The organism is Pseudomonas sp. R1-43-08 (assembly GCF_003852255.1).
Taxonomy (GTDB): domain Bacteria; phylum Pseudomonadota; class Gammaproteobacteria; order Pseudomonadales; family Pseudomonadaceae; genus Aquipseudomonas.
Genome location: NZ_CP027734.1, coordinates 3420435 through 3433610, shown reverse-complemented (window position 1 = coordinate 3433610; position 13176 = coordinate 3420435). Strand labels below are relative to the sequence as shown.

The following is a 13176-nucleotide window of genomic DNA, read 5'->3' as shown; positions in this document are numbered from 1 at the left end:
GTCAGACCCCCAGCTCTTGACGCTGGCGCTTCAAGTGCTCCGGCATCTCTTTATAAACGTCTTCGAACATGGTCGCGGCGCTTGGAATCTGGCCGCCGGCGAGGGTGCCGTACTGTTCGGCCTGTTTTTGCGCGGCGATCACTTCGGCTTCAAGTTCGGCACTGACTGCCGCGTGTTCCTCTTCGGACCACTGGCCAATCCGGATCAGGTGCTGCTTGAGACGGGCAATCGGGTCGCCCAGTGGGAAGTGGCTCCAGTCATCGGCAGGGCGGTACTTGGACGGATCATCGGAGGTCGAGTGCGGGCCGGCGCGGTAAGTGACCCACTCGATCAGGCTCGGCCCCAGGTTACGGCGCGCACGCTCGGCGGCCCAGGCAGACGCGGCGTACACCGCAATGAAGTCGTTGCCGTCGACCCGCAGGGAAGCGATGCCGCAACCCACGCCGCGTCCGGCGAAGGTAGTGGCTTCACCACCGGCGATGGCCTGAAAGGTCGAGATGGCCCATTGGTTATTCACCACGTTGAGGATCACCGGCGCGCGGTAGACGTGGGCGAAGGTGAGGGCGGTGTGGAAGTCCGATTCTGCGGTGGCGCCGTCGCCGATCCAGGCCGAGGCGATCTTGGTATCGCCCTTGATCGCCGAGGCCATGCCCCAGCCCACGCCCTGTACGAACTGGGTGGCGAGGTTGCCGGAAATGGTGAAGAAGCCGGCGTCCCTGACCGAGTACATGATCGGCAACTGGCGACCCTTGAGCGGGTCGCGCTCATTGGACAGCAGTTGGCAGATCAGGTCGACCAGCGGCACGTCGCGGGCCATCAAAATACTTTGCTGGCGGTAGGTGGGGAAGCACATGTCGTCGATGTTCAAGGCCAGGGCCTGGGCGCTGCCAATGGCTTCTTCGCCTAGGCTCTGCATGTAGAACGACATTTTTTTCTGGCGCTGGGCGACCACCATGCGGTTGTCGAAGATGCGCGTCTTGAGCATCGCGCGCATGCCTTTGCGCATGATGTCGGCGCTGACACCCTCGGCCCACGGGCCCAAGGCCTGGCCCTGGTCGTCGAGCACGCGGATCAGGCCCTTGGCCAAGTCGGCGGTGTCGGCCGGTTCTACGTCGATGGCGGGTTTGCGCACCAGGCCGGCGTCGGTCAGGCGCAGGTAGGTGAAGTCGGTCTTGCAGCCTGGACGGCCTGAGGGTTCAGGGACGTGCAGGCGCAGCGGTTCGTACGGCTGGGTCATGGCTTCTACGCTCGATCTTGTGAATTTCTTGTAGTGGGCGCGCTAGCTGACAGTCAGTCTTCGGATAGAAGAAATCTTGTCCTACAACAATCATAGGCGTGGCGTAGAAGAATATTTATCTGTGTTTCGTTGCGCTCAAGATCATTTGCGGATAAAAAATCTGCATAAACATAATAAACAGGTGATTTTGTCTCATGCGCAAACTGGACCGTACCGATATCGGCATTCTCAACGCCCTGCAGGAGAACGCGCGCATCACCAACGCCGACCTGGCCCGCTCGGTCAACCTGTCGCCCACGCCGTGCTTCAACCGGGTGAAGGCGATGGAGGAGTTGGGCCTGATTCGCGAGCAGGTCACGCTGCTGGACGCCGACCTGCTGGGGCTGCATGTGAATGTGTTCATCCATGTGAGCCTGGAAAAGCAGAATGAACTGGCGTTGCAGCAGTTCGAAGGGGCGATCTCCGACCGGCCGGAAGTGATGGAGTGTTACCTGATGGCCGGCGACCCGGATTATCTGATCCGGGTGCTGGTGCCGACGATCCAGGCCCTGGAGCGCTTCATGATGGACTTTCTGACCAAAGTGCCGGGTGTGGCGAATATCCGTTCCAGCTTTGCCTTGAAGCAAGTGCGCTACAAAACCGCACTGCCGTTACCGGCCAACGGCATCAGCCTAGGTACCTGACTCAACACGGAACAAAATGTGGGAGGGGGCTTGCCCCCTCCCACATTTGGTTCTGTGTTCCTAAAGTTGGTTGAGGGGGATCTTGAGGTACGTCACGCCGTTTTCTTCCGCCGGCGGCATATTCCCCGCCCGCACGTTCACCTGGATCGCCGGCAACAAAAGCGTCGGCATCCCCAGCCCCGCATCACGGGCGGTGCGCATCGCTACAAACGCCGCTTCATCCACCCCGTCATGCACATGGATATTCCCCGCCCGTTGTTCCGCCACCGTGGTCAGGCACTTGGCCTCACGGCCCTCGGGTGGGTAGTCGTGGCACACATACAATTTGGTATCCGAAGGGAAGGCCAGCAACTTGCGCATCGATGCGTACAACTGGCGCGCATCGCCGCCGGGGAAGTCGCAGCGCGCGGTGCCGACGTCGGGCATGAACAGGGTGTCGCCCACCAGGATCAAACGCCCGTCGATCAGGTAAGCCATATCCGCCGGTGTATGCCCGGGCACATGCAGCGCCTGGGCCTGCAGGCCGCCAATGTGAAAGATCTCATCCGGCGCAAACAAGTGGTCGAACTGCGAGCCATCGACGCGAAACTCCGGCTCCAGGTTGAACAGGTGCTTGAACACGCCCTGCACCTGGCTGATGGACTGGCCGATGGCAATCTTGCCGCCCAAGGCGCGTCGCAAATAAGGCGCGGCGGACAGGTGGTCGGCATGGGCATGGGTTTCCAGCAGCCATTGCACCTTGAGGCCATGCGCTTGGACAAAGGCAATCACCTGGTCGGCTTGTGCGGTGTCGGTGCGCCCGGATGCCGGGTCGTAGTTGAGCACCGAGTCGACGATGGCGCAGGCACCGCCGTCCGCCTCATAGACGACGTAGGTATAGGTCGACGATGCCTCGTCCAGAAAGGCTTGAATCAACGCTGGCATGGCGGCTGTCCCCGATGCGGAAAAAAGTGGTTACAATCAGTTTACGTTTACACATAATGTTTTGAGCTTAAGTGAGACGAAGGAGCCGAGGCAAATGGAATCTACGTTGAGTGAGGGCGAAGTCGCCCAGTTGCGTGCATCGGCGTCCAAGGCCTGTTCCTTGCTCAAGGCGTTGGCCAACGAAGACCGCCTGTTGATCCTGTGCCAGTTGACCCAGGGCGAGCGCAACGTCGGCGAGCTGGAAGCGCTGACCGGCGTACGCCAGCCCACGCTGTCACAACAGTTGGGCATCCTGCGGGACGAAGGGTTGGTTGCCACCCGTCGGGAAGGCAAATACATTTTCTACGGATTGGCCAGCCACGAAGTGATTCAAGTGATGAAGACCCTGTCCGGCCTGTACTGCGGCGCGGTCATAAAAAGCTGGGCGTGACGCCATCCGGCAGCGACCCTTGTGTGCACTGACTCAAAAAGGCAGTAGACAATGACCGAACAACACTGGGGACCTACCATCAGTGGCGATATCGTAGTCATCGGCGGCGGCTCCGCAGGCATCGGCCTGCTGGCCAGCCTGCTCAAGCGCGACCCGCACCTGAACATCACCCTGATCGAACCCAACGACTTCCATTGCTATCAACCCGCCTGGACCCTGGTTGGCGGCGGCGCCTATAACCTGCAAAAGACCCGGCGCCCGCTGGCCGACGTACTGCCCAACGGCGTCACCTGGATCCAGGCCGCGGTCAGCCAGTTGTTGCCTGACGAGCAGAGCCTGGTGCTCGACAACGGCCAGCGCGTCAGCTGGCGCCACCTGATCGTCTGCCCCGGCCTGCGCCTGGCCTGGGAAAAGATCGAAGGCCTGCAAGATACCCTCGGCCGCCATGGCGTCACCTCCAACTACAGCTACGAGCATGCCGCCTACACCTGGCAGCTGGTGCAGCAACTCAAGGGTGGCAAGGCGCTCTTCACCCAGCCGGCCATGCCGATCAAATGCGCCGGTGCACCGCAGAAGGCCATGTACCTATCCTGCGATCACTGGCTCAGGCAGGGCGACCTGAAAAACATCGAGGTGGAATTCAACCTGGCCGGTGCCGCGCTGTTCGGCGTGCCGGCCTTTGTGCCGCCGTTGATGAAATACGTCGAGAAATACAACGCTCGCCTGGCGTTCAATGCCAACCTGATCAAGGTCGATGGCCCGGCACGCAAGGCCTGGTTTGAAGTGAAGGACGCCGAAGGCAACGTCAGTGTCGTCGAAAAAGCCTTCGACCTGCTGCATGTGGTGCCGCCGCAAGTTTCCCCGGATTTTATCCGCCAAAGCCCGCTGGCCGACGCCGGCGGCTGGTGCGAAGTGCACCCCCACAGCCTGCAACACCTGCGTTACCCGCATATCTTCGGCCTCGGCGATGTGTGCGGCACTCCCAACGCCAAGACCGCTGCGGCGGTGCGCAAGCAAATCGTGGTGGTTGCCGAGAACCTGCTGGCCCTGCGCAAACAGGCGCCGCTGCCGCTCAAGTACGACGGCTATGGCTCCTGCCCGTTGACGGTGGAGAAGGGTAAGGTGGTGCTGGCCGAGTTCGGTTATGGCGGCAAGCTGCTGCCGACTTTTCCTCTCGACCCGACCCAGGCACGCCGCTCAATGTGGTTCCTCAAGGCCACGCTGCTGCCGTGGTTCTACTGGAACGGCATGCTCAAAGGCCGCGAGTGGCTGACCCGCCTGAGCAAGGTGGACTGAATGCTGCTTGCGAGTGTGTTGGGTGTATTGATGGGCCTGGTCATGGGCCTGACGGGTGCGGGCGGCGGCATCCTCGGGGTGCCGGCATTGGTGCTGGGGTTGGGACTGACCATGACCCAGGCCGCACCGGTGTCATTGCTCGCGGTGGGCGCGGCGGCGGCGGTGGGCGCGATTGACGGCCTGCGCCACGGCCTGGTGCGTTACCGTGCGGCGCTATTGATCGCGTTGCTGGGCGCGCTGTTTTCGCCGCTGGGGGTGTTCGTCGCCCATCAACTGTCGGAGCCGGTGCTGATGGGCCTGTTCAGCGCATTGATGGTGCTGGTGGCCTGGCGCATGTTGCGGCGCGAAAAGCTCGAGGCCGGGCCGAGTGACCACGGCGCGGCCTCCTGGGGCCAGAAGAATTGCATGCTCAACCAGCAGACCGGCCGCCTGGCCTGGACCGCCAGATGCAGCGCGACCCTGGCGGCGCTGGGTGCGGTGACGGGCGCCGTGTCGGGGCTGCTCGGTGTGGGCGGCGGCTTCCTGATCGTGCCGGCGTTCAAGCAACTCACCGATGTGCAGATGCGCGGGATTGTCGCCACCTCGTTGATGGTCGTCAGCCTGCTGTCGTTGATCGGCGTGGTCGGGGCCTTTCACGCCGGGGTGAGCATCGAGCCGGTGGGCTGGGCGTTTATCGGTGCGAGTATCGTCGGCATGTTGGCCGGGCGCCGCTTGTGCTCGGTGATGCCTGCGCGTGCGCTGCAGGTGGGGTTTGCCAGTCTGTGTGTGATTGTGGCCGCAGGCATGCTGCTCAAGGCTTTCTAGGGACCCTCAGTTATGCGCTCAAAAGTGACAAAATGAACCCCGCTCAGGTTTACTGTTCTCTGAGTCATGGCTTCACCGGCCTTGCGCGTCGGTTCATCAAGGTCACCGAATGGATAAATACACCCCACACGCCTGGCAACCCCACGAGCGGCCGAGCCTGCCCGGCTCGCCGTCGACGCCGTTGCACCCCACTCACAAGCGCTGGCTGTTTGCGCTGGTCGGCGTACTGGTGGCAATCACCGGTGGGTTGGGCAACGCGCTGGTCATCGCCAATCTGCAATACCTGCAAGGTGCCCTGGGCGCGACCACGGCGGAAATGGCCTGGCTGCCCGCCGCCTATGTGATGACCAACGTGTGCATGAACCTGCTGCTGGTGAAGTTTCGCCAGCAGTTCGGCCTGCGCGCGTTTACCGAAGTGTTCCTGGTGCTGTATGCGCTGGTGACCTTCGGCCATTTATTCGTCAACGACCTCAACTCGGCCATCGCCGTGCGCGCGGCCCATGGCATGGTGGGGGCGGCGCTGAGTTCGTTGGGCTTGTACTACATGATCCAGGCGTTCCCGGCCAAATGGCGCTTGAAAGCCCTGGTGCTGGGGCTGGGCACGGCGCAGCTGGCATTACCCCTGGCGCGGCTGTTCTCCGAGGATTTGCTGCAGATCGCCGAATGGCGTGGCCTGTACCTGTTCGAGCTGGGCCTGGCGTTGATCTGCCTGGGCTGTGTGTTCCTGCTCAAGCTGCCGCCCGGCGACCGCTTCAAAACCTTTGAAAAACTTGATTTCCTCACTTTCGCAATTCTGGCCACCGGCGTCGCCTTGCTCTGCGCGGTGTTGTCCCTGGGCCGCATCGACTGGTGGCTGGAAGCACCGTGGATCGGCGTCGCCTCGGCCTGTTCGCTGGTGCTGATCATGGCCGGGCTGGCCATTGAGCATAACCGCGCCAACCCGCTGCTGATGACCCGCTGGCTGGGCAGCGGCACCATGATCCGTCTGGCACTGGCGGTGATCCTGATTCGCATGGTGCTGTCCGAACAATCCACCGGCGCGGTAGGTTTCATGCAGATGCTGAACATGAGCTATCAGCAGATGCATACGCTGTACGTGGTGATGCTGGCCGGAGCGATTGCCGGGCTGGTGGTCAGCGCCTTGACGATCAACCCGGCGCACTTGTTGATGCCGCTGGTGATTTCCCTGGCGCTGATGGCGACCGGGTCGGTGATGGACAGTTTTTCCAGCAACCTGACACGGCCGCAGAACCTATATATCAGCCAGTTCCTGCTAGGCTTTGGCGGTACCTTCTTTCTCGGCCCGACCATGGTGCTGGGCACCAAGAACGTGTTGACCAACCCGCGCAACCTGGTGAGTTTCTCGGTGATGTTCGGGATTTGCCAGAACCTCGGCGGCCTGATCGGCGCGGCGTTGCTCGGCACCTTCCAGATCGTGCGCGAGAAATATCATTCAAGCCTGATCACCGAGCACCTGACCCTGCTTGACCCCCGTGTAGCCGCGCGGGTGCAAAGTGGTGGCTCGGCTTATGGCGGTATCGTCGCCGACCCGGAGTTACGCAACCTCATGGGCATCCGCAGCTTGGCCACGGCGGCCACCCGTGAAGCGAACGTGATGGCTTACAACGATGTGTTCATGCTGATCGCGATCATCGCGATCCTGACCATGATCTGGATCTTTATCCGCAGCCTGTGGCTGATGAGCACCACCAAAGCGGCAACCCCTCCCGTTCAACCTGTCGGCGCCTCTTCATGACCGAACCCACGACCACCACTACCAATGCGATCGCCTCCACCCCGAGGGCACCACGCCGCCGGGCGCTGCGGTGACCGAACCGCGCTCGCTGCGGGTGCGCATCCTTTCGTCCCTGGGCTTTGCCGCGATTGCCATCGTCGGCGTGCTGATCGTGCTGTATGCCTGGCAACTGCCGCCGTTCAGCAGCGCGGTGGAAACCACTGAGAATGCCTTGGTGCGCGGGCAGGTGACGATTATCGGCCCGCAGCTCAGCGGCTATGTATTCGAAGTGCCGGTGCAGGACTTTCAGTATGTGAAAGCGGGCGACCTGCTGGTGCGCCTCGACGACCGTATCTACAAGCAACGCCTGGACCAGGCCCTGGCGCAACTGGCGGTGCAGAAAGCGTCGTTGGCCAATGTGGTGCAGCAACGCAACAGCGCCGAAGCGACCATCAAATTGCGCCAGGCCGCCCTGGTCGACAGCCAGGCCCAGGCGCGCAAAAGCACCGCAGACTTGCGCCGCAATGAAGAATTGATCAGCGACGGCTCGGTGTCCAGGCGCGAACTGGACGTGACCCGTGCCGCCAATGCCCAGACTATCGCCGCCGTGGCCCAGGCCCAGGCCAGCCTGGAAATCGCCCAGCAGGACCTGCAGACGGTGATCGTCAATCGCGGCTCCCTGGAAGCGGCAGTGGCCAGCGCGGAGGCGGCAGTGGAATTGGCGCGGATCGACCTGTCCAATACCCGCATCACTGCGCCACGGGACGGCCAACTGGGGCAGATTGGCGTGCGCCTGGGGGCCTACGTCAACTCCGGCGCGCAATTGATGGCGCTGGTGCCCAAGCAGTTGTGGGTGATCGCCAATATGAAAGAAACCCAGATGGACAATGTGCAGGTCGGCCAGCCGGTGACCTTCACCGTGGACGCGCTGAACCACCGCAAGTTTCACGGCACGGTGCAGCATATTTCCCCGGCGACCGGGTCGGAGTTCAGCCTGTTGCAGGCGGACAACGCCACCGGCAACTTCGTGAAAATCGCCCAGCGCGTGCCGGTGCGGATCACGGTCGACCCCGACCAGGTCGAGAGCGAGCGGTTGCGGCCGGGGTTGTCGGTGGTGGTGAGTATCGACACGGCAGGAAGGCTTAAAAACAGCCCGCCCTGAAGGAACTCGGTCAATGTGGGAGGGGGCTTGCCCCCGATTGCGGTGTATCAGTCAGCAGTTTTTTTACTGACCGACCGCTATCGGGAGCAAGCCCCCTCCCACATTTGCACTGTATTTCAGGGTGAAATTGAGTTGGGTTGACTGGCCTTGCTCCAGTAGCTTCAGGCCCGGTTTGCCCGGCAAGTGATGGGCATTGACCGGATGGCTTACCGGTTCGATGCAGAAAAATTCCAGCCCCGGCGGGCAGTACAGCAGGAAGTAATCGGCGCCGGTGGCCTGGCATTCGAGGGTATATCCAAGCTCCGGTTGTTCGATCAAGCAGTACCCATCCCACTCGCAGAATCCATTGTCCACCAGGCCTTCCGGCAGGGTTTGGGGTTGCCTGAAATCCCACTCCTGCGGCACCGGCGCCAACCCCGTCGGCAGCTTGGTAGCGTCACTCATCCACACCTGCGCCGCCTTGGCCTGCAAGCGCGTACCCGGCCGACGCGGGAAGTACGGGTGCAAGCCTACGCCATGCCATGCGGCTGTTTCGGCCAGATGCGTGACCCGCAACTCGATCCTCAGCACCCCACCGCTCAAGCGGATGCGCTGCTCGGCGCGATAGGCGAACGGCGTGTCACAGAGCACTTCCAGCAGCACCTCATCCGCCGACTGGCTGACCACCTGCCACGCTTGCTGCCAGGCCGAGCCGTGAATCGGCAGCGGATCGGTGAGGCTGTTGGGCTTGAGCGCGAGCCAGCCGTCGGGGTTATCGAAGCCTCCCTTGGCGACGCGGTTGGACCAGGGCGCCAGTGGGTAGCAGCCCAATTTGCCCGGCAGTCCGGTGTTGATCGCCTGCTCATCGCTGTGCCGCAACAGCGGCTGGCCGGTGGCGCGTACCGTCCAGTTGACGAGGCTGCCGCCGAGGGCGGGGGCGAGTACCAGATGGGTGAATTGATCCGTAAGCTCAACGAAGTTCAAAGACACGATCGACCTGCCGTATGGAAATAGTAAAAACAGCGCTGCCCGAAAGGTGGGAGGGGGCTTGCTCCCGATAGCGGTGTTTCAGTCAAAGATGCTCAGACTGACCCACTGCTATCGGGAGCAAGCCCCCTCCAACATTTAATCGCTGGGTTACAGCACCACGCTCGGCAGCCACAACGACAATGCCGGAATGTAGGTCACCGCTATCAACACCAGAAACAGCACCGCATAAAACGGCAGCAGCGCTTTCACGGTCTTCTCGATGCTGACCTTGCCCACTGCCGCGCCCACGAACAACACCGCGCCCACTGGCGGGGTGATCAGGCCGATCCCCAGGTTCACCAGCATGATCATGCCAAAGTGCACCGGGTCGACGCCGATGCCGAGGATCACCGGCAACAGGATCGGTGTGAGGATCAGGATCAGCGGCGCCATGTCCATCACCGTGCCGAGCAACAGCAGCATCACGTTGATGCACATCAGGATCACGTAGCGGTTGTCCGACAGGGTCAGGAACAGCGTGGTGATCTTCGCCGGAATCTGCATCAGGGTCATGATGTAGCCGAAGCTGGCGGCGAAGGCGATCAGGATCATCACGATGGAAATGGTGCGCACCGTGCGGTGCATCAGCTTGGGCAGCTCACTCCATTTGTAGTCGCGGTAGATGAACATGGTCACGAAGAACGCCCACAGCACTGCAATCGCGGCAGACTCGGTGGCGGTGAAGATACCCGACAGGATACCGCCGAGGATGATCACCATGGCCATCAGGCCCCAGAGCGCGTCGGCGGCGATCTTCAGCGCCTGCTTCAAGGGGATGACTTCGCCTTTGGGGTAATCGCGCTTTCTCGCGAAGATCAGGCACAGCACCATCAGGCACGCGCTCATCAACAGGCCTGGCACCACACCGGCCATGAACAGCGAGGCGATCGAAACGGTGCCGCCTGCCGCCAGGGAGTAGAGCACCGAGTTATGGCTGGGCGGCGTCAGCAGCGCCTGCACCGAGCCGCTGACCGTCACCGCAGTGGCAAATTCGCGCGGATAGCCGCGGCGTTCCATCTCCGGAATCAGCACCGAGCCGACCGACGCGGTGTCGGCCACCGACGAGCCTGAGATCGCGCCGAAAAACGTCGAGGCCATGATGTTGACCAGCGACAGCCCGCCGCGCACGAAGCCCACCAGCACCCCGGCAAACGCCACCAGCCGCCGCGACATGCCGCCCTCGGCCATGATCGCGCCGGCCAGTACGAAGAACGGAATCGCCATCAGCGAAAACTTGTTCACCCCACCCGCCACCTGAATCATCAGGGCCTGGAACGGAATGTCGATCCACCATGCGCCGATCAGCGCCGACAAGCCCAGGGCGTAGGCCACCGGCATGCCGATCAGGATCAAGGCGATAAAGCTGCCCAACAGAATAAACGCGTCCATATCAGGCGGCCCCTTCGCTTTCTTCAACCAGGTCGAAGCGCACCACGCGCCGGTTGCTCTGGTCGCCCAGCAGCAGTTTTTCCACCACGAATATCAAGGTCAGCAAACCGCCAATCGGGATCGGCATGTAGGTGATGCCGACCCGCAGCGTCGGGATGGCGCTCATGAACTGGTTCCAGGTGGACAGGCACAGCTTGGCGCCCCAGATCGTCATGAACAGACAGATGGTACCCATCAGCAGTTGCGAAACAATGCCGACGATGCGGCGTTGGGCGGGCGGCAGGCGGTCGGTGACCATGGCCACCGACATATGCGCACCGGCGCGGTAGCTGGCAGCAGCGCCGATAAAGGTAAAGACCAGCATCAGCAGGATGGCGGTGGGCTCCGGCCAGCTTGAGCCGGTGCCGAGGATATAGCGGGCAAAAATGCCCCAGGGAATGATCAGTGCGACCCCGAGCACCGAGAGGCCGGCGACCCAGATGCAGGTCATGTAGATGCGGTCATTGATGCGCAGCAGTAGATTCTTCATGGCGTTCACCGTAACCGGGCGCGGCCCCCTGCATGAGCAGCGGGCCGCGCCGGGCCTTGTCAGGAAGGAGGGCGTTATTGAACGGCGTCGATACGCTTGATGATGTCGGCGTAAGGCGCGCCGTACTTGGCGCGAACCTGTGCGGTGGCGTCATAGAAGGGTTTCTTGTCGACGGTGATGAACTCGACCCCGGCCTTCTTGAGTTTTTCCTCACTGCTGGCGGACTTGGCATCCCACAGCACGCGCTCGTCAGCCTGGGCGGCCTTGGCGGCTTTCTTGACCATGTCCTGCTGCGCGGGGCTGAGCTTGTTCCAGGTGATCTTCGACATCACGATGGGCTCGGGCAAAATCAAATGCTCGGTGAGGGTGTAGTACTTGGCGTTCTGGAAATGGTTGTGCTCGAGCAGCGTCGGCGGGTTGTTTTCCGCGCCGTCGATCACACCGGTCTGCAATGCGCTGAAAATCTCGCCGGTGTCCATGGCAATGCCGTTGGCGCCCATCGCATTGAAGGCGTCGATGAACAGCGGGTTGCCCTGAACGCGAATTTTCATGCCCTTGAGGTCTTCGATCTTGCGCACCGGTTTCTTGGTGTAGAGATTGCGCGTGCCGCCGTCCATCCAGGCCAGGGCGACCAGGCCGAACTCGGAATCGGTGATTTTGGCCAGGATCTCATCACCGATCTCGCCGTCGATGACCTTGCGCATGTGCGCCTGGTCGCGGAACACGAACGGCAGGTTGAACACGTTGACGTCCGGCACCACCGGGCCGACGATGCCGAGGCTGACGCGGGTCATCTGCACGGCGCCGACCTGGGCCTGTTCGACCACTTCCTTTTCCGAGCCCAGCACGCCGCCCGGGAAGTACTTGAAGGTCAGTTCGCCGTTACTTTCCTTGGTCAGGGCCTCGCCCATGTTTTTTTCGGCGACAACGGTTGGGTAGCCGGCGGGGTGGATGTCGGCGAACTTGATTTCCAGCGCGTGGGCGGCGCTGCTGAGGGCCACGAGTGTGGCGGCGAGCAAGGTGCGTTTGAAGTCCATGGGCGGTCATTCCTGTCTTGTTATTGTTGTATTCAAGGCACAGCGATGCAGCTAGAGGATGAAGCTGGGTTCGGGCAGTCCCTGCACGCCAGGGTTGAGGGCAAACACGCCGCCGGACAGCGATTGATCACTCGCATCGTCACGGATGGAGGTGACGTACAGGGTGTCCAGGCGACTGCCGCCAAAGGCGCACATGGTGGGTTTTTTTACCGGTACGGGCAGCGACTGGTCGAGGCGGCCGTCCGGGGTGAAGCGGTGGACCAACCCGGCGTCGTTGGCGCAGATCCAGTAGCAGCCGTCGGCGTCTACCGCTGCGCCATCGGGCCGCCCGAGGTGGTGATGCATGTCGACGAACACTCGGCGGTTGGACGGCGTGCCGGTCTCGATGTCGTAGTCGAAGGCCCAGATCTGCTGCACCAACGGGTGTGAGTCGGAGGCGTACATCGTGCGGCCATCGGGGCTGAACGCCAGGCCGTTGAGAGTGATGAAACCGTCCAGCTGTGCGTGGGGCGCCGCACCTGACGCGTAGCGATAAAGAATGCCCTCGGCGGCGTTCAAGCTCATGTCCAGCACCATGCTGCCGGCCCAGAAGCGGCCCTGGCGATCACAGCGGCCGTCGTTCAGGCGCATATCCGCGCGCGGGTGCTCGACGCCGGCCAGCGGCATGGTCTCAAGGCTGCCATCGCTGCGCGGGGTCAGTTGGAAAAAACCGCTCTGCATGCCGGCGACCCAGTTGCCTTTATCGGTGCGAGCAATACAGGCGAGCACCTGCGGGGCCTGCCAGGCTGCCACCTGGCCTGTGGTCGCGTCCCAGCGTTGCAGGCGACCGTTGGGAATATCCACCCAGTACAGGGCGTTTTCTTCGGGCACCCACACCGGGCATTCGCCCACGGCGTTGCGGGCGTCGGCAATCAATTCTGCACTCATGGCCACTCATTCCCT

12 protein-coding genes and 1 pseudogene are annotated in these 13176 nt (G+C 62.3%); 6 read left to right on the top strand and 7 right to left on the bottom strand.

The window, feature by feature from the left end:
- Nucleotide 1: 1 nt before the first annotated feature.
- Complete coding sequence (locus C4J87_RS15675) at nucleotides 2-1237, bottom strand: 3-methyl-2-oxobutanoate dehydrogenase (2-methylpropanoyl-transferring) subunit alpha (protein ID WP_124367525.1); 1236 nt, start codon at nucleotides 1235-1237, stop codon at nucleotides 2-4.
- A gap of 194 nt (nucleotides 1238-1431) precedes the next feature.
- Here C4J87_RS15675 and bkdR point away from each other — a divergent pair, with 194 nt between their 5' ends.
- Entirely contained in the window at nucleotides 1432-1920 is a 489-nt protein-coding gene (gene bkdR, locus C4J87_RS15670; protein WP_122489983.1) for a Bkd operon transcriptional regulator BkdR, read from the top strand.
- 60 nt (nucleotides 1921-1980) lie between these two features.
- Here bkdR and C4J87_RS15665 read toward each other — a convergent pair whose 3' ends face one another.
- Nucleotides 1981-2844: an MBL fold metallo-hydrolase gene (locus C4J87_RS15665; protein WP_124367524.1), complete on the bottom strand. Its 864-nt coding sequence runs from the start codon at nucleotides 2842-2844 to the stop codon at nucleotides 1981-1983.
- A 94-nt stretch (nucleotides 2845-2938) separates the two neighbouring features.
- Between C4J87_RS15665 and C4J87_RS15660 the strand changes: the two genes are divergently transcribed.
- The 5 genes and pseudogenes from C4J87_RS15660 (at nucleotide 2939) to C4J87_RS15640 (ending at nucleotide 8271) form a co-directional block, all read left to right on the top strand.
- Nucleotides 2939-3274: a helix-turn-helix transcriptional regulator gene (locus C4J87_RS15660; protein WP_005789341.1), complete on the top strand. Its 336-nt coding sequence runs from the start codon at nucleotides 2939-2941 to the stop codon at nucleotides 3272-3274.
- Between the two features lie 51 nt (nucleotides 3275-3325).
- Nucleotides 3326-4570 carry an FAD/NAD(P)-binding oxidoreductase gene (locus C4J87_RS15655; protein ID WP_124367523.1) on the top strand — a complete coding sequence of 415 codons (1245 nt, stop codon included), beginning with the start codon at nucleotides 3326-3328 and terminating at the stop codon, nucleotides 4568-4570.
- Nucleotides 4571-5374, top strand: a complete 804-nt coding sequence (locus tag C4J87_RS15650) for a sulfite exporter TauE/SafE family protein (protein ID WP_124367522.1) — start codon at nucleotides 4571-4573, stop codon at nucleotides 5372-5374.
- 109 nt (nucleotides 5375-5483) lie between these two features.
- Nucleotides 5484-7130, top strand: a complete 1647-nt coding sequence (locus C4J87_RS15645; protein WP_124367521.1) for an MFS transporter — start codon at nucleotides 5484-5486, stop codon at nucleotides 7128-7130.
- Nucleotides 7127-8271: pseudogene (locus tag C4J87_RS15640) on the top strand (HlyD family secretion protein). The gene C4J87_RS15645 and the pseudogene C4J87_RS15640 overlap by 4 nt, the downstream one beginning before the upstream one ends.
- Nucleotides 8272-8334: 63 nt before the next feature.
- Here C4J87_RS15640 and C4J87_RS15635 read toward each other — a convergent pair.
- From C4J87_RS15635 to C4J87_RS15615, 5 genes are all read right to left on the bottom strand, one after another.
- On the bottom strand, nucleotides 8335-9240 hold the full coding sequence (locus C4J87_RS15635; RefSeq protein WP_256679883.1) for an aldose 1-epimerase: 906 nt from the start codon (nucleotides 9238-9240) through the stop codon (nucleotides 8335-8337).
- 147 nt (nucleotides 9241-9387) lie between these two features.
- Nucleotides 9388-10668 carry a TRAP transporter large permease gene (locus tag C4J87_RS15630; protein WP_124367520.1) on the bottom strand — a complete coding sequence of 427 codons (1281 nt, stop codon included), beginning with the start codon at nucleotides 10666-10668 and terminating at the stop codon, nucleotides 9388-9390.
- 1 nt (nucleotide 10669) lies between these two features.
- On the bottom strand, nucleotides 10670-11197 hold the full coding sequence (locus C4J87_RS15625; RefSeq protein WP_124367519.1) for a TRAP transporter small permease: 528 nt from the start codon (nucleotides 11195-11197) through the stop codon (nucleotides 10670-10672).
- A 74-nt stretch (nucleotides 11198-11271) separates the two neighbouring features.
- Nucleotides 11272-12234: a TRAP transporter substrate-binding protein gene (locus C4J87_RS15620; protein WP_124367518.1), complete on the bottom strand. Its 963-nt coding sequence runs from the start codon at nucleotides 12232-12234 to the stop codon at nucleotides 11272-11274.
- 51 nt (nucleotides 12235-12285) lie between these two features.
- On the bottom strand, nucleotides 12286-13161 hold the full coding sequence (locus C4J87_RS15615; RefSeq protein ID WP_124367517.1) for an SMP-30/gluconolactonase/LRE family protein: 876 nt from the start codon (nucleotides 13159-13161) through the stop codon (nucleotides 12286-12288).
- Nucleotides 13162-13176 lie beyond the last annotated feature (15 nt).

Coding starts and splice junctions, on each gene's coding strand:
- C4J87_RS15645 (WP_124367521.1), top strand. CDS start 5,484: ATGGATAAATACACCCCACACGCCTGGCAACCCCACGAGCGGCCGAGC.
- C4J87_RS15625 (WP_124367519.1), bottom strand. CDS start 11,197: ATGAAGAATCTACTGCTGCGCATCAATGACCGCATCTACATGACCTGC.
- C4J87_RS15675 (WP_124367525.1), bottom strand. CDS start 1,237: ATGACCCAGCCGTACGAACCGCTGCGCCTGCACGTCCCTGAACCCTCA.
- C4J87_RS15650 (WP_124367522.1), top strand. CDS start 4,571: ATGCTGCTTGCGAGTGTGTTGGGTGTATTGATGGGCCTGGTCATGGGC.
- C4J87_RS15630 (WP_124367520.1), bottom strand. CDS start 10,668: ATGGACGCGTTTATTCTGTTGGGCAGCTTTATCGCCTTGATCCTGATC.
- C4J87_RS15620 (WP_124367518.1), bottom strand. CDS start 12,234: ATGGACTTCAAACGCACCTTGCTCGCCGCCACACTCGTGGCCCTCAGC.
- C4J87_RS15660 (WP_005789341.1), top strand. CDS start 2,939: ATGGAATCTACGTTGAGTGAGGGCGAAGTCGCCCAGTTGCGTGCATCG.
- C4J87_RS15655 (WP_124367523.1), top strand. CDS start 3,326: ATGACCGAACAACACTGGGGACCTACCATCAGTGGCGATATCGTAGTC.
- C4J87_RS15665 (WP_124367524.1), bottom strand. CDS start 2,844: ATGCCAGCGTTGATTCAAGCCTTTCTGGACGAGGCATCGTCGACCTAT.
- C4J87_RS15615 (WP_124367517.1), bottom strand. CDS start 13,161: ATGAGTGCAGAATTGATTGCCGACGCCCGCAACGCCGTGGGCGAATGC.
- bkdR (WP_122489983.1), top strand. CDS start 1,432: ATGCGCAAACTGGACCGTACCGATATCGGCATTCTCAACGCCCTGCAG.